The sequence below is a fragment of the Archangium primigenium genome (assembly GCF_016904885.1).
Classification (GTDB): Bacteria; Myxococcota; Myxococcia; order Myxococcales; family Myxococcaceae; genus Cystobacter; species Cystobacter primigenius.
The window spans coordinates 1,920,193-1,935,470 of record NZ_JADWYI010000001.1; the positions used below are offsets into that span (position 1 = coordinate 1,920,193).

14 protein-coding genes are annotated in these 15,278 nt (G+C 69.8%); 7 read left to right on the plus strand and 7 right to left on the minus strand.

The annotated features are described in order from the left end of the window. Window positions 1-3: 3 nt before the first annotated feature. A complete protein-coding gene (locus I3V78_RS08205) occupies window positions 4-426 on the minus strand; it encodes an MOSC domain-containing protein (protein WP_239576344.1) in 423 nt (140 codons plus the stop codon). Between the two features lie 166 nt (window positions 427-592). On the opposite strand from I3V78_RS08205, the gene fumC reads away from it, so the two are divergent. Beyond that, on the plus strand, window positions 593-1,990 hold the full coding sequence (fumC, locus tag I3V78_RS08210) for a class II fumarate hydratase (RefSeq protein ID WP_204485761.1): 1,398 nt from the start codon (window positions 593-595) through the stop codon (window positions 1,988-1,990). A gap of 15 nt (window positions 1,991-2,005) precedes the next feature. Here fumC and I3V78_RS08215 read toward each other — a convergent pair whose 3' ends face one another. After that, on the minus strand, window positions 2,006-3,865 hold the full coding sequence (locus I3V78_RS08215) for a glycoside hydrolase family protein (RefSeq protein WP_204485762.1): 1,860 nt from the start codon (window positions 3,863-3,865) through the stop codon (window positions 2,006-2,008). Between the two features lie 194 nt (window positions 3,866-4,059). On the opposite strand from I3V78_RS08215, the gene I3V78_RS08220 reads away from it, so the two are divergent. Beyond that, complete coding sequence (locus I3V78_RS08220) at window positions 4,060-4,629, plus strand: CPCC family cysteine-rich protein (protein ID WP_204485763.1); 570 nt, start codon at window positions 4,060-4,062, stop codon at window positions 4,627-4,629. A 1-nt stretch (window position 4,630) separates the two neighbouring features. Here I3V78_RS08220 and I3V78_RS08225 read toward each other — a convergent pair whose 3' ends face one another. Then, window positions 4,631-5,377 carry a hypothetical protein gene (locus tag I3V78_RS08225; RefSeq protein WP_204485764.1) on the minus strand — a complete coding sequence of 249 codons (747 nt, stop codon included), beginning with the start codon at window positions 5,375-5,377 and terminating at the stop codon, window positions 4,631-4,633. A 168-nt stretch (window positions 5,378-5,545) separates the two neighbouring features. On the opposite strand from I3V78_RS08225, the gene clpP reads away from it, so the two are divergent. Both clpP and I3V78_RS08235 read left to right on the plus strand, forming a co-directional pair. Then, a complete protein-coding gene (gene clpP, locus I3V78_RS08230; RefSeq protein ID WP_204485765.1) occupies window positions 5,546-6,157 on the plus strand; it encodes an ATP-dependent Clp endopeptidase proteolytic subunit ClpP in 612 nt (203 codons plus the stop codon). A 67-nt stretch (window positions 6,158-6,224) separates the two neighbouring features. Beyond that, entirely contained in the window at window positions 6,225-6,617 is a 393-nt protein-coding gene (locus tag I3V78_RS08235; RefSeq protein ID WP_204485766.1) for a hypothetical protein, read from the plus strand. On the opposite strand, the gene I3V78_RS08240 is transcribed toward I3V78_RS08235, so the two are convergent. The 4 genes from I3V78_RS08240 to I3V78_RS08255 form a co-directional block, all read right to left on the minus strand. Then, the gene (locus I3V78_RS08240; RefSeq protein ID WP_204485767.1) at window positions 6,609-7,583 is read right to left on the minus strand and encodes an alpha/beta fold hydrolase; all 975 of its coding nucleotides are present in this window, start codon (window positions 7,581-7,583) and stop codon (window positions 6,609-6,611) included. The two genes, I3V78_RS08235 and I3V78_RS08240, sit on opposite strands and share 9 nt — an antisense overlap. A gap of 87 nt (window positions 7,584-7,670) precedes the next feature. Then, window positions 7,671-9,347: a bifunctional metallophosphatase/5'-nucleotidase gene (locus tag I3V78_RS08245; protein ID WP_204485768.1), complete on the minus strand. Its 1,677-nt coding sequence runs from the start codon at window positions 9,345-9,347 to the stop codon at window positions 7,671-7,673. A gap of 102 nt (window positions 9,348-9,449) precedes the next feature. Further along, window positions 9,450-10,847 (minus strand): PDDEXK family nuclease, encoded by a 1,398-nt coding sequence (locus I3V78_RS08250; RefSeq protein WP_204485769.1) that lies wholly within the window; start codon window positions 10,845-10,847, stop codon window positions 9,450-9,452. Continuing rightward, window positions 10,844-12,388 (minus strand): DEAD/DEAH box helicase, encoded by a 1,545-nt coding sequence (locus I3V78_RS08255; RefSeq protein ID WP_204485770.1) that lies wholly within the window; start codon window positions 12,386-12,388, stop codon window positions 10,844-10,846. Before I3V78_RS08255 ends, I3V78_RS08250 begins: the two co-directional genes overlap by 4 nt. A gap of 249 nt (window positions 12,389-12,637) precedes the next feature. Between I3V78_RS08255 and I3V78_RS08260 the strand changes: the two genes are divergently transcribed. The 3 genes from I3V78_RS08260 to I3V78_RS08270 all read left to right on the plus strand — a co-directional run bounded on the left by I3V78_RS08260 (window position 12,638) and on the right by I3V78_RS08270 (window position 15,274). Beyond that, window positions 12,638-12,973, plus strand: coding sequence for a hypothetical protein (locus I3V78_RS08260; protein WP_239576345.1), 336 nt, complete (start codon window positions 12,638-12,640; stop codon window positions 12,971-12,973). A 137-nt stretch (window positions 12,974-13,110) separates the two neighbouring features. Beyond that, window positions 13,111-14,895 carry a M48 family metallopeptidase gene (locus tag I3V78_RS08265; protein ID WP_204485772.1) on the plus strand — a complete coding sequence of 595 codons (1,785 nt, stop codon included), beginning with the start codon at window positions 13,111-13,113 and terminating at the stop codon, window positions 14,893-14,895. Window positions 14,896-14,983: 88 nt separating this feature from the next. Then, window positions 14,984-15,274: a hypothetical protein gene (locus I3V78_RS08270; RefSeq protein ID WP_204485773.1), complete on the plus strand. Its 291-nt coding sequence runs from the start codon at window positions 14,984-14,986 to the stop codon at window positions 15,272-15,274. Window positions 15,275-15,278 lie beyond the last annotated feature (4 nt).

The following is a 15,278-nucleotide window of genomic DNA, read 5'->3' on the forward strand; positions in this document are numbered from 1 at the left end:
GCCTCAGGGCAGCTTGGGGCGGATGGGGCGGGGCGCGTCCGGGTTGACGTCGAGCAGGCGCACGCCGTCGCCCTCGCGCACGAGGCCCCCGCGCAGCACCCGGGCCAGCTGGCCCCGCTGGCCCCAGGAGTCCTTGAGCAGGCCCGGGCGGATGCGCTCGAGCTTGGAGCAGGGCACGCACGGCTCGGTGATCTCCACCACCACCTCCGCGCCGAGCGCCAGGCGCTGGCCCGCGGGCAGCGCTTCCAGGGGCACGCCCGCGAGCACCACGTTCTCCTTGAGCTCGCCCGCCGTCATGCCCAGCGCGCCGTGCGAGGCCTCGTCGAGCAGCAGCAACTGCCGCTTGCCGTGAGGCTTCTTCTTGCCGTGCCGGTCCCCCACGAAGCCCCGGCCCTCCACGGCCTCGGCCTCGGGGACCCGCTTCATGGGAGTGCCTCGCTCCTGGGCGAGCAGCAGGGCGCGAATGGTACCGGAGGGAGTGTCCACTAGCGGAATCCTGCGAGGGCCGTTGGCCCCGCGCAACACGGATGCAGGGGCGGGGGCGGAGGGGGCGGTGTTATCGCGCGGGCTCGCCCGCCGAGGAGGCAGCCCCATGAGCAATCCGGACGTTCGCATCGAGAAGGACACCTTCGGCCCCATCGAGGTCCCCGCCGCGCGCCTCTGGGGCGCCCAGACGCAGCGCAGCCGGGAGAACTTCGCCATCTCCTCCGAGCGCATGCCCCTGGCCCTCATCCGCGCGCTCGTCCTGGTGAAGAAGGCCGCCGCGCTCGTCAACATGGAGAACGGCTCGCTCGCGCGCGACAAGGGCGAGGCCATCGTGAAGGCGGCCCACGAGGTGCTCGGCGGCGAGCACGACGAGGAGTTCCCCCTGCTCGTGTGGCAGACGGGCAGCGGCACCCAGACGAACATGAACGTCAACGAGGTGCTCGCCAACCGCGCCTCGGAGCTCCTGGGCGGCGAGCGCGGCGAGGCGCGGCGCGTGCACCCCAACGACGACGTCAACAAGGGGCAGAGCTCCAACGACGTCTTCCCCACCGCCATGAGCGTGGCCGCCGCCGAGGCCGTCACGCGCAACGTGCTCCCCGAGCTCATCGCCCTGCGGGACGTGCTCGCCGAGCGCGCCGAGCGCTTCCGGGACATCGTGAAGATTGGCCGCACGCACCTGCAGGACGCCACGCCGCTCACGCTCGGCCAGGAGTTCAGCGGCTACGTGGCCCAACTGGAGCACGCGCGCAAGCACCTGGAGCTGGCGCTGCCGCACCTGTCGGAGCTGGCGCTCGGCGGCACCGCCGTGGGCACGGGCCTCAACGCCCCCAAGGGCTTCGCCGAGCGCGTGGCCCAGGAACTCGCCCGGCTCACCGGCCACCCCTTCGTCACCGCGCCCAACAAGTTCGAGGCCCTGGCCGCCAACGACGCGCTCGTGCAGTCCCATGGCGCGCTCAAGGGCCTGGCCGCCGTGCTGTTCAAGATCGCCAACGACGTGCGCTGGCTGGCGTCCGGGCCGCGCTCGGGCATCGGCGAGCTCGTCATTCCCGAGAACGAGCCGGGCAGCTCCATCATGCCCGGCAAGGTCAACCCCACCCAGTCCGAGGCGCTCACCATGCTGTGCGCCCAGGTGATGGGCAACGACGTGGCCGTGGCCCTCGGCGGCGCCTCGGGCAACTTCGAGCTCAACGTCTTCAAGCCGCTCATCATCCAGAACTACCTGCAGAGCTGCCGGCTGCTCGCCGATGGCATGCGCAGCTTCCGCCTGCACTGCGCCGTGGGCATCGAGCCCAACCGCCCCAAGCTCCAGGAGAACCTGGAGCGCTCGCTCATGCTCGTCACCGCGCTCAACCCGCACATCGGCTACGACAACGCGGCGAAGATCGCCAAGAAGGCCCACAAGGACGGCTCCACGCTCAAGGAGGCCGCCGTGGCGTTGGGCCTGGTCACCCCCGAGCAATTCGACCAGTGGGTGCGCCCGGAGAAGATGACGGGCAACCTGTAGCGAACCCGTCGCGCTCTATCGCGCGCGTCTCCGGCGCGCGAGCCAGGGCACGAGGCCGAGCAGCCCCAGCAGCGCGCCGGTGCCCGCCTGGCAGCCCATGCCGGCGCGGCCCGGTGGCTCGGCCAGGGGGGCGGTCGCGTCGGGCGGGGCCGGCTGCTCCGTGGCGGGCCGCCCGTCGAGCAGCTCCTGGGGCGTCGGGGCCCTCACGGTGTGGTTGTTCACCCGGTAGGCCTCGTCGAAGCGCTCGCTCTTGAATGCCACCTGTCCCAGGTCGTCCGTGGGCGGGGCGTCCGCGCGGAAGGGGAAGCGCTCGGCGAGCAGAATCTCGGCTTCGCCTTGGGGGGTCACCCAGACGCTGTACGTCCGCGCGGGCAGGTCCACCCACAACCGTACGTGCAGGGGTCTGTGGGCCGTGTAGGGCACGGCCGCGAGCGCGCCGTACGCGTCGCCGCGTCGCGCGTCGACGAGGCCCTCGGCGTTGAGCCGCACGGCGAGCGCGAGGTCCGTGTAGCCGGTGATGGTCGTGGCGCTGTCCGCGTAGCCGATGACGCCGTCGATGGGCTGGCTCAGGGGCGTGACGTCGAAGTCCACCACGCGCACGCCCGTGTGGCTCGTGCCCAGCGCATGCGGGGCGCCGGGGAAGGCGAGCGCCGAGAGCCAACCGCCCGCGGCGGCGCGCTGGAAGCGCCCGAGGGCCTCGACGAAGTAGTAGTCGCCGTAGATGAGGCTCGCGTCGATGTCGTCCCCCGAGGGCTTGAGGGGGGTGCGGTAGAAGGCCGTGCCGTGCAGGAGGATGCCGGGGTTGGACGTGCCCTCGGCGAGGTAGGCCGGAGAGGCGAGGCTGTCGAGCATGGCGAGGGCGGCCTCGCGGTAGCGTCGGGCCTCGGCGGTGCTCGTCGCGTAGGTGCTCAACTCCTGGAGCGCCGAGGCGGCGATGGCGGCGGCCGAGGAGTCCTTCTGTTGCTGGCTCGGGGGCGCGTCGAAGTCCCACGGCGGCACCGCGTCCGCCGGGAGCCGGGCGAGGTAGGAGTCGGTGACCTTGCGCGCGGCCTGGAGCATGCGGGGGTCGCGCGTGTAGCGGTAGGCCATCGTGAAGCCGTAGACGGCCCACGCCTGGCCGCGCGACCACGTGGAGTCATCCGCGTAGCCCTGGAAGGTCTCCTTGGAGCGCACCCGCCCCGTGTCGTCGTAGTCCACCACGTGCCACGTGCCGCCATCCGGGCGCACCATGTCCCGCGCGGCCGTGAGCGCGTGCTGGAGCGCCAGGTCGTTCCACGCCGGATCTCCCCCGTTGCGCGCGGCCCAGAAGAGCAGCTCCAGGTCCACCAGCGTGTCGGTGACGGTGGCCACGCGCCAGGGGGGGTCGTTCCAGTCGCAACAGTCGATGGCGCCCACCTCCGGGTGGTAGCGCGAGGCGAGCGAGCGCGCGGCCTCGAGGAGCACGTCCCGGTAGTACGGGTCGCCCGTGAGCCGGTAGGCGTGGCCGTAGCTGGGCATGAACTTGAAGCCCAGATCGTGCGTCTCCCGGTTGCCCTTCTGCACCTCCAGGGGCCTTGTCCACGTGTCCGCCCGGGTGCGCCAGACGGCCTCGCGCCCGGGCTCGTGCATGAACCACAACAGGCCCGGGAAGAAGCCCTGGGTCCAGCCCACACGGTCGGTGTTCGCCACACGCTTCCACGGTCCGCCCAGGCTGCTCTTGGGGGACTGGGTGGGGGGCACGGCGGGGTCGGTCGCGGTGTGCTCCAACTGCCGCCGGGCGAAGGCGAGGGCCCGCTCCGCCGCCGCCTCGTCGAAGCCCCGCGCGGGTGGGGCGAGCGCGCCCAGGGCGCCCAGGAGCACCCAGGCGCGGAGGGTGGGGATGACGCGGCGGGCCATGGGGACCTTCCTTCGGCGGGAGTTCCCAGCTCAAAGTTGGGATGTGGTAGCGGGAAGGCCAGGGCCGTCTCTCCGGGAGGTCACGCGATGGATGAACGCATGAACGAGCTGACGTCCAGGGAGCCGCTTCCCGGGCGTGTCCCCGTGTCGGACGCGGCGCTGGGCTTCCGCGTGTCCCGATAGGGCCCGTCCCCATGCGCCGCGAACAGCTCATCCAGCTCATCGCCCGCGAGGTGGTGGCGCGCCGGCCTCCCCACGAGAAGCTCCGGGCGCTGCCCGCGTACTGGAACTGGGACGAGGACTCCCCGGGCTGGGCGCTCCTGCACCCGCGCGTGCGCGAGGAATTGCTGCAGCGCGCGGGCTCGCCGCCGTGGATCTGGCGCTCCACCTACGACGCCTTCTTCGAGTTCGTCGAGCAGGACGCGCGGCGGCTCGTGCGGGGCGAGGCCCTGCGCCTGGAGGCCGCGGCGCTGTTGGGGCTGGAGGTGCCCTCGGTGGAGGGCCTGCCCGACGTGGCCCACCCGTGCCCGTGCTGCGGCTTTCGCACCTTCGAGTGGCGGGGCGAGTACGACATCTGCCCCGTCTGCCAGTGGGAGGACGAGTCCGCCGACGACACCTTCGAGGACGGGCCGGCGCGTCTGGAGCGCTTCAGCCTGCCCCACCACATGACGCGCGCGGAGTTCCGCCGACGCTACGAGGCGCGGCGGGACGCGGAGCGCGGCGACCCCGGGTACGCCCTCAAGTACGAGCGCTACGAGCGCTGACTCAGTGCTCGCTGCGCCCCTCCTGGCTGCCGCGGTAGGCCGAGGGCCGCATGGCGTGCAGGAAGCCCGTGGGCCGGATGCCCAGCCCCGTCAGGAAGGGGTTGAAGCGCAGGCGCTCGGGGTCCAGCGTCACCTCCTCGCGCAGGAAGAGGTCCGCCAGGGGCGTCCACGTGGGGGGCCGGCCGGCCTCCAGCGAGCGGGCCTCCAGGGTGAGCAGGGCGGTGCCCGCCGTGAGGGCATGGCGCAGCCGCTCCACCCGCGTGCCGCGCGCGGGCGCCGAGCGCCGGGGCGTGGTGAGGCGCAGCATCAGCCGGGCGCCACCGTCCACCTCGAAGGGCGCGATGCCGAAGTAGTCGTTCTCCAGCCAGTCGTGCACCTGGGTGGTGAACATGGCGGGCAGGAGGGTCCACATGTGCCGCATGGTGCTGAAGAGCAGATCCTGATCCCCCGGGTGGGCCTGCTCGGTGATGCGCGGCTCGCGCAAGAGGCGCACCGCCGCGCCGAGGATGTCCGGCCACTCCTTGCCGCCGCGCCAGGTGGCGGTGGACAGCCGCACCAGCGCCGGACCCGCCAGGCGCGCCGCCACGTCCTGGAAGCCGGGCTCGTTGAGCTGGGGCAGGACCTCGGCGCGCAGGCAGATGCCCTCGGCGTGCAGCGAGCGGGCCTGGCGCTGGGCCGCGACCGCCTTGAAGGGGGGCTCCCAGAGCCGTCCCACCGTCCTGCCCACCCACTCCGTCCACGAGTCCATGTCCGCCTCCGTCTCCGTTGCCGGGCTCCAGGGGGCAAGGTGGGGATGGACCCGCCCCGGGGCCACCTCTGGCGGGGGGGTTGTCCGGGGGCCGGAGCGTGGGCTGGCGTACGGTCCGCGAAGAACGAGGGGGCGTCCGGGCGCGGAGCGCATTAGTGTTGCCGGGCCATGAACGTTCCCTTCGTCATCGAGACCACCCACCGCGGTGAGCGGGCCTACGACCTCTACAGCCGCCTGCTCAAGGACCGCATCATCCTGCTGGGCACGCCGGTGAACGACGATGTGGCCAACCTCATCGTCTCCCAGCTGCTCTTCCTGGAGTCCGAGGACCCGGACAAGGGCATCAGCCTCTACATCAACTCGCCGGGCGGCTCGGTGACGGCGGGCCTGGCCATCTACGACACGATGCAGTACGTCAAGTGCCCCGTGTCCACCATCTGCGTCGGGCAGGCGGCCTCCATGGGCGCCTTGCTCCTGCTGGCCGGCTCCTCGGGCAAGCGCTACGCCCTGCCCAACGCGCGCATCATGATCCACCAGCCGCTGGGCGGCGCGCAGGGTCAGGCGGCGGACATCGACATCCAGGCCAAGGAAATCCTCCGCCTGCGCTCCTACATCAACGGCCTGTTCGTGAAGCACACCGGCCACACCATCGAGCGCATCGAGAAGGACACCGAGCGCGACTACTTCATGAGCGCCGAGGAGGCCCGGCAGTACGGCATCATCGACGAGGTGGTGACCAAGCAGATCGCCGTGCCCACGCCCGCCCCCACCAAGGGCTAGCGAGCGGCGGGCGGCCCGTCACGAGGGGCCGCCTTGGACGCGGGGACGTGTCCACCTTTGGACCATCATGGTCCTCGCACGCCCCGTGGCCCTCCTGGTGTCCTCCCTCTTCCTGGTGCCCGCCTGCGCGGGCATGTCGACTCCCGAGCGCCGCCTGGTGCCGGAGCCGCCGCCCACGGTGCAGCGGGAGCTGGGCTACAACGACGTCGTGCGCCTGAGCCAGGAGTACGCCACCGGCCACGGCTACGAGGTGGCGGACGTCGCCGAGGCCCAGCGCGTGCAGCCCAACTTCTGGCGGGTGCGCTTCGGCCTCGCACCCCGGGGCTCGGGCCGAGCCCTGGACCTGAGCTTCGACGAGGCCCAGGGCCGGGTGGTGGGCTCCACCGAGGTGGAGGACCTGGCCACGGGCGGCTCGGGCCCGCTCACGCCGGTGTTGCCCGGCGGCCCGCCCTCACGGTAGCGAGGACAGGAAGCCCGACACGTCCTTCTCGAAGCGGTCCGCCTCCTCCAGGTAGGGGTAGTGCGCGCTGCGCTCGTACTCGAGGTAGGTGGCCGTCGGCAGCTTCTTGGCGAGCGCCGACAGGGTGTCCACGCCGATGGAGCCGTCGTGGCGGCCCGCGATGACGAGCACGGGCGTGTGCACGCGCTCGGCCGCGGCGAAGCGGTAGGCGGGCAGCTCCGTGGAGAACAGCGCCCGGGACAGCTCTCCCGTGTTGCGCAGGCCGCTCTCCTCGTCCACCGCCTCCTGCTGCTGCTGGTAGACGACGTCGTGGAACTGCAGCTGGTTGAAGAACGTCTGGGCATCCAGGCCCCGCAGGGCGCGCATCACCCGGGCGTAGTCGGATTGCTCGCCGGGCAGCTCCGTGGCGCTCAGCCGTCCCGGGTGCAGCCGCTCCAGCTCCTTCTTCCAGCTCGCGAAGGAGGCGGGCGCATCCGACAGGCCGCTCACGTACACCACTCCCGCCACGCGCTCCGGGTAGCGGGTGGCGTACTCCAGCGCCAGCGTCGCCCCCACCGAGTGCCCCATGAGCACCCAGCGCTCCACCCCGAGCTCCTGCCTCAGGGCCTCCAGGTCCCCGAGCTGCGCCTCCAGGCTGTAGTTGCCATCCCAGGGCCGCTCGGACTGCCCACAGCCGCGCTGGTCCAGGTAGACCATGCGCCGGCCCTTCTCCAGGCGCGTGCCCATGAGCCGGGCGAAGCTGTAGCTGTTGTAGCCGGGGCCTCCATGGAGGAAGAGCACCGGCGCCTGCCACGCGGGGCCCTCGGCGCCCGCCACCCGGTAGTACAGCCGGACGCCGTTGAGCACTTCCTGGTACTCGCCCACCTCGACGCTCTTGCCGCCGCCGAGCAGGGATTGGTGCGTACACGATGCGACCAGCACGTACAGGATGGCCCATCCGACGACTTGAGGACGCGAAACACGCATGGCCCGTATGTGTGTCTCCCGCTCCCGGCGCGCCTTGGCCGAAGGTCGCAAATGTCGTGCGTCGGGGGGCCAAGTGTCGCCGGGTGACTACTTCACGCGCGTAATACGGTCCGTGGCGGGGGGCGCGAGCGGGGAATGCGCCTTGAGGTAGGAATCCATGGCTTCCACGTCGAGCGGGCCTCCCTGGCGATGCGTGCCCAGGGCGAAGACGCGGAAGCCGTCCCCGCCGCCCGCGAGGAAGCTGCTGACCGTCACCCGGTAGAGGGTCTCGGGGCGCACCGGGGCGCCATCGAGCCGCAGGCTCGCGGGGTCCACCTTCTGGCCCTCGGGGGCCGACTCGCGCCAAGTATAGGTGAAGCCGCGCGAGGGCTGGAGGATGTGCGTGGCGCCGCCGCGCCACTGGGACTCGAGCAGCTCGTGCAACTGGGCGCCGGAGAGCGTGAAGGTCACCAGGGCGTTGCCGAAGGGCTGCACGGTGACGGCCTCGCCATAGGTGACGTCGCCGGCGTCGAGCTCCGCGCGGATGCCGCCCGCGTTCATGAAGGACACCTGGGCGCCCGCGCCGCGCGTGGCCTCCAGCTGCGCGTCGGAGATCATGTTGCCCAGGGAGGACTCGCCCGAGGGCCACACGTTCGCGTCCGGCTTGCGCAGGGGCGCGGTGAGCCGGCCGAGCACCCGGTCGCGCAGTGGCGCGGACAGCGCGTCGTAGTGCTCGACGAGCGCGCGCACCGCCTCCACGCCGGGGCCCTCGCGCGTGACGATGACGTTGTGCGCGTCCGTCTTCACCACGTCGCCACTCGCGCGGTCGAGCGTGAGGTCCATCCGGGTGATGAGCCGGCCGTAGGACGCCGCGCTGGTGACGCGCTTGCCGAAAAGCTCGCAGTTGTAGGCCTGATGGGTGTGGGCGCTGAGCACCACGTCCACCTCGGCGTCCATGCGGCGCACGATGTCCACGAGCGGCCCGGTGAGGCCCTCGCACCCGTCATACGTCCCGCCCGGCTGCTGGATGCCACCCTCGTGCACCAGCACCACGATGGCCTTCACGCCCTGCTCGCGCAGCCCGGGCACGAGCGCGTTGACGGTGTCCGCCTCGTCGAGGAAGCGCAGGCCCTGGATGCCCGCCGAGTCGACGATCTCCGGCGTGCCCTGGAGCGTCATGCCGATGAAGGCCACCTTCACGCCGTCGAACTCGCGCACGGCGTAGGGCGCGAAGAGCGTGGCGCCCCGCGCATCCACCACGTTGGCCGCGAGGAACTGGAAGCGCGCGCCCTCGAAGCGCTCCTTGCCCACGCAGCCGTCCTTGGGATGGCAGCCGCCCGTCTGCAGGCGCAGGAGTTCCGCCGCGCCCTCGTCGAACTCGTGGTTGCCCACGGCGTTGAGCGCGAGGCCCATGAGGTTCATCGCCTCGACGGTGGGCTCGTCGTGGAACAGGCCGGACACGAGCGGGCTCGCGCCGAGGAGGTCTCCCGAGGACACCATCAGCGTGGCGCCCGGCGCCGAGGCGCGCAGCTGCTCCAGGTGGCTCGCGAGCCACGCCGCGCCGCCGGCCTTCACGCGCTCGTCGCCGGTGCGGATCTCCCCGGACGAGCCCTCGGGCGGCCCGAGGTTGCCGTGGAAGTCGTTGATGGCGAGCAGGCGCAGGTGCACGGGGGTGGGCGCCTCGGGGATCTTGGGCGCCGGGGCCGTGTGCGCGCAGGCCACGAACAGCGAGGCCCCGAGCGCCAGGGCGAGCGGGGCGGTGGGACGGGACGGGCGGAAGGTCATGAGCGACTTCTTCTCACAACCCGAGAAGATCTGCCCGGGATGTATGACATGCTTGGCGAAAACGGCTCCTGTCGTTTCAAGAAAGGAGCTGTGGCCGTCCGCTCATATCGGCTCCCCACCAGGGGTTTCGGGCTCGATGGCCGAGCGGGTGTGCACCATGAGTGTGTCCATCCGGGCCTGACCGGGTTGGGTCAACCAATCATGGAACGACTGAAGGCTCATGGAGTCCTTCATGAGGCGGGTGAATGCCTCAGCGAGATCATGGGTTTCCACGACACACAGCCGTGCGATGGATTCGAGGTTCTCGGGGACGTTGGGATCGACTCCCGGCTGGCAGAGCGTCACGCAAAAATTGTCCCGATAGCCGTATTGCTCTGAACTCGCGAGGACGACCCGGGCGGCGGTGAGGTCAACGAGTTCTTTTCCCTGCTTGGTCTTGCATTCCACGACGACGTCCGGCCGCTCGTCGAACTGGAGTAGATAGTCGAACGCCCCTGCCTTCTGGTCTGCGTCGAACAGCTTGTATTCAATCCCCACACGCTTCAGAAGGTTCTGGAAGGCGACCTCAAACTCCTTTCCTCGGCTGCGATAGAACTCCTCGATCAAGTGGCGATCCGCCTCGTCAACGCGGTCAATCTGCTGCTGCAGATGCCGCTCGCGAACGGTGGTGTGCCAGTTGTTGGCGAGCTGTTGGATTTCCTTGGCGCGCTCATGCGGATTACTCACGCCATCCGCGGTCAGGATTTCAACGAGAGTGTTCCAATTGCTTCGTCTCCGAAGACTCTCGAATGAGCCGAGGCCAACTTGATGGAGGGAGAACGCTTCTTGCCGACCGACAGCGCGCTCTCCGGTCGCGGTCTTGAGCCGGGTCATCCACAGAACGGCAGAGGGAAGACCGACGTCTAGGCGCCATTGGAGCCGGCGTATTGGCGCAAGCAGCTTGCGCAGTTCGCTGAGCGCGGGGCGCGAGAAAGCCCTCAGGCACAGGGGTCGCTCCTGGACCGAGATTGTCGGTTTGGTGGCCGCCGCGAGGATGTTGGCGAGTCCAGAGAGGACCCAGGAGACATCTCGGCAGAGGCCCTTGATGGTGCCTGCCCGAACTCCAGGAAGCTGTCCCTCCAGGAGGTTCATGGGCACGCCATCGCTCCAGTCGATGAGAAGGGTGGCGGCGTTCGCTGCGGAACGATACGCCTGCCAGGTAGGCTCCGCGAGCAGTGAGGCATAACGCTCGACCCGCTCGTTCTGGACGGTTTCGTCGAAGCCGTAGGGAATCGTGCGTGTCCGATTATTGCTGGAGAACTCGGGCGCGGTCAGGCATGCATTGAGCAGGCAGTAGTTCAGTTGCATGGCGTCGCCCGGGTGTTGCTCACCACCGGGCACCAGCGCACTGAGTTCGTTGCCACGAAGTGACAGGTATTCCAAGAGGTAGGAGGCGGTGCTCGGAAGCAGTCCGCTAAAGGCGACTTGCCGTCCGACCTCTGTCGCATGGAGCGCCGTCATAGGATGAATCCCCACGACTTGAGTTCGAGGACGGCTTGTCTCATGGATTCCTTCCAGTGGGCAAGTCCGGTGCGGTTGGCCCCTCGTTCCCTCATCGCGCTGAAGCTACCCGAGAGAAATTCGTCGATGTCATCTGCGGTCTGGCACACGCCCGAGGAGACGAGTTGAAGCGCCAGTTGACTGAATACCTTCGGATCAATCCGAGGAGTGAGGGGAGTGGTCTGATCGGGAGTGAGATAAGTCGCGATGGTCTGTCGCTCAAAGAATTGATCCGTGGCCATGAAGATAACGCTCCCATGCGAGTGCTGGGAACCCATGCGCCCGACTCTGCCGGCCATGTTGTGGAATTCGCTCGCGGACAGGGGCTTCTTGGATTTGCTCCGGCTGTCCCACAATTTCCAGTCGTCGAAGACCGCTGTTTTGAAGGGGAAGTTGACCCCGGCTGCCAGGGTGCTGGTCGCGAAGACCACATCGAGTTTTCTTGAGTTTAGTTGCTCCTCCACCACGATCCGTTCTTCCTCAAGCAGGTCGGAGGTGTGAAAGGCGAACCGCTGAGGAATGATGCTGGACAGTGTCCTCGCGGATGCTGTGGGTTCTCTCAGAGGGGGAAGAAGCGGTTGCTTGGGCGAGAAGCGCACTCCTCGGACCCGGGCATAGTTCTGGACGGATTGTTCTACCCGCTTCTTGGACATACAGAAGACCACGATGGGCAGGTTCGACTTGTCCTGTACCAGGTTCATGAGCACCGTGTCGGGGTTGTACCCTTCCTGGGGTGAACGGTTCCTCTCGGAAACACCTGCTTCCGGCTGATCCGTCTTGAATGTGAGCGCCCGTGTGGAAGTCCGGCATTCGTAATGGAGGTGCTTCTCCCGGCGTTCGAGCCGGATGAGGATGACTTCGAGCCAGTCCTTCAAGTCTCTCGCATCGCGCGCGTCGATGACCGCTGAGAGGCCGATAAACTGTCCCCAGCGCGCCTTCCGGAGGAGTGTCAGCAAGACCTCGATGTTACGGCCCCGATTCTCATCCCCAAGGATTTGAATTTCGTCGCAGACGATGGCGCAGTGGGACATGTCCGTGCTGATGCCCGTGCCAGAAATCATCGCGAGATACTTCTCGTAGGTTGCGACGAGGATGGACGAGTTCAAGGGCTCCGACGGAATGTTTCCCGCACCATCCTCGACGGTATCGCCGTTCGCCAGGACGATGCTCGTCCTGTCCTTATTCAGGTGGCGGTCACACAGAAGCTTCAAAAGTTCCTCGAACTTCTGCCTGGCCAATGCGCGATGCGTGACCAGATACACGGCGCGGCGGGAGTTGCGCGAGAAGATCCAACTGGACAGGGCCCACACGCCGACGAGGGTTTTTCCCGTGGACGTCGGTGCCACGACGAGCAGGGACTCGCCTCGCGCAACTCCCTGGCTCAATGCTTCATGCTGGACGTCGGTCAGGGATGGTGCGCCCTCTTTCGTTCTGGGAACGAGCTCCGCGTCACCGAGGAGTGCATCAGGAAGACCGTGGTTCGCGGGTAGGCTAAACTTCATGCATCCCTCATGGAGAGTGACGCAAAAAACATGGCGGACGGCTCCTGCCCTTTCCATACCCCCTTGGAGGTATGACACCGCAGTCATGCTGAGGGGCAATGTGCTTGTTGAACTGGCTCCCGTGAATGGCCACCGGTTTCCGTCATGAGCGGAGACGCGGGAACTCTTTGGCTGGCCGGGTGTCCGAGCGGGCGTCTCTTTCCACGGAGGTCCGCCATGCTGGATGCATTCGTTGCTGGAGGATTCGGGATGTACCCCACGCTGCTCGCGGGGCTCGGACTGCTGGCCGCTTGTCTGCGCTACGCCCGCCGCCCCGAGGCCCGTCATGTCCCCTTGATGCTCTGTCTGGGGCTCTTCACGTTGATGGCGGGCGCGCTCGGCTTCGTCACCGGCGTGATGGCGATGCTCCGCGGCTTCGGAACGTCCGCGGGCGACGTGCGCCCAGAGGTCGTCCTGTCCCTCGGGCTCCAGGAGTCGCTGCACAACATCGCGCTGGCCCTCCTCTTGGTCACCCTGTCCGTGCTGGCGGCGTCCGTGGGGGCCTGGCGGCTGTCTCACCGCGTCTCCTCGCCCGTGCCCGCCTAGGAACCCGGACAGGCCCGGGGATGGTTTCCGCACCGAGGGCTTGCCCGCTCGTCCGCCTCTTCGGGTGAGCCCTGGAAGGGAGGGCGCGGCGCGGAGCGAGCCGGTAGACTCCCGAGCGTCACGAAGGGAGACGCCGTTTGGGGGCTCGATCCTCCTCCACCATCCAGGCGATGACCGCCGTGGGCTTCCTGCTGCTGTTCTACGCGGGCGCCCTGGGCGTGGCGGGGCTGCTGCTGGCGCTGCCCTACCTGCTGTACACGACCCACCGCTTCCACGCGCTGCTCACCGTGCTGTGCCTGGCGGGCTCGGGCGCGCTCGTGTGGAGCCTCTGGCCGCGCTTCGAGCGCTTCGTGCCCCCGGGGCTCCGGCTCACCGAGGCGGAGCATCCCCGGCTGTTCGCCGCCATCCGCGACGTGGCCGGGCGCATGGGCACGCGCATGCCGGACGCCGTGTACCTGGTGGAGGACGTGAACGCGTATGTCCTCCAGGTGGGCGGCGTGCTCGGACTGGGCGGGCAGCGGGTGCTCTGCGTGGGCCTGGGCCTGCTCGCGGTGGACGACTTGTCGCAGTGGCGCGCGGCGGTGGCGCACGAGTTCGGCCATTTCCAGGGCGGGGACACGCGGCTCGTGGGGCTGCTGTGCGCCACGCGCTCGGCGATGATCCGCACCCTGGGCGGGTGGCGCTTCTTCTCCTGGGTCCCGGAGACCTTCCTGCGCCTGACGCAAGCCCTGAGCCGTCGGCAGGAACTGGTGGCGGACACGTGGAGCGTGCGGCTGGCGGGCAAGCGCGCGCACCTGTCCGGCCTGCGCTGGGAGGCCCTGCACGCGCGCGCCTGGCGCCGCTACCTGGCGCGCGAGGTGCTGCCCCTGGCGAGTCGGGGCGTGGTGCCGGACAACCTCTTCGAGGGCTACCGCCGCTACCTGGCGAGCGCGGACTGGGCCGAGGGCCTGCGGGAGTGGGATGCCGCGTGCGAGCCGGCGAGCTGCCCGTACGACTCGCACCCGAGCCTGGAGGAGCGCATCGCCTTCGCCGAGCGGCTGGAGGCGCCGGACGTGCCCCCGGACGAGCGGCCCGCGTACACCCTGCTGTCGGACGCGGAGGCGCTGGAGCGGCGCTTCACGGCGCGGCTGTGGCCGCGCGCGGTGGAGTTCATCCCCTGGAGCGCGGCGGGCGAGCACTGGCGGGCGCTGTGGAACGAGACGGCCAGCCGCGTCCAGGCGCGGGTGCCGGACTTCAGCCTGGCGCGCGTGGCGGCGCTGGTGAAGGACGCGGGCGCGTGGGAGCCCTTCGCGGAGGCCATCCAGCCGCGGCTGGTGGGCTACCGGGCGCCGGACCGGGCCGAGCGCGTGCGGGAAGTGGTGGCCGGCTCGGTGAGCGCGTATCTGGCGAGCATCCTCTCCGCGCAGGGCCTCGCGTGGCGCACCTCGCCGGGGGAGCCGCTGCGGCTCGACTGCGCGGGGGAGCCGGTGGAGCCCGTGGCCCTGGTGGACGGCCTGCTGGCGGGCACGCTCGGCGCGGACACGCTGGAGCGGCTGCGCGAGCGGCTGGCGGTGGACGCGGACGCGGCGTGGCGTGTGCCGGAGTCAGCGCGCGCCGAGGCGCTCGAGCCCCGGGCCCCGGTGACGGTGGAGCGCACGGGCGGCGCGGTGGTGGTGCGCGCGCCCTTCTCGCGCCTGGGCCTGCCCGAGTGCTGTGCCCTGTGCGGCGGCGAGCGCGCCCGCCACGTGGAGACGCGCTTCCACGTGGGCGGCATGCTGCGCGACGACGGCGACGTCACGCTCCCGGTGCCCGTCTGCCAGGCGCACGCGCACCAGCCGCACAAGGCCTTCAAGGTCCGCCACTACGAGGAGGAGTCGGACCTCATCACCCTGGAGGTGCCCACCTGGGAGTACGCGCGGCTCATCCAGCGCAGCAACGCGTGAGCCGAGCGTTCGTGGCTGGACACTCGGCCGCGCGCGGCTTCCCGTCCGGACGGCCATGCACACCTTGTCCCATCAAGGAGGGGAGTGCATGCCAGAGAAGCCGTCGACCACACCCGATGCGCCGGTGAAGGAGCCCGAGCCGCGGACGCCACCTCAGAAGGAGCCGGTCACGCCTCCTCCCGAGCGCGAGCCGCCCAAGCCCGAGGTGCCCAAACGCGAGCCGCCCACGCCCCAGGTGCCGGAGATCGAGCCGCCCAGCCGCAAGCCGGAGATCCGGGAGCCGGAGGGCTCGCCCGGGCCGGACACGTCGACGCCGGGCATCCACACGCCGCCGCCCATGCCGACGACGCCCGGCCAGCCGCCGAACATCATCGCCTGAGGCG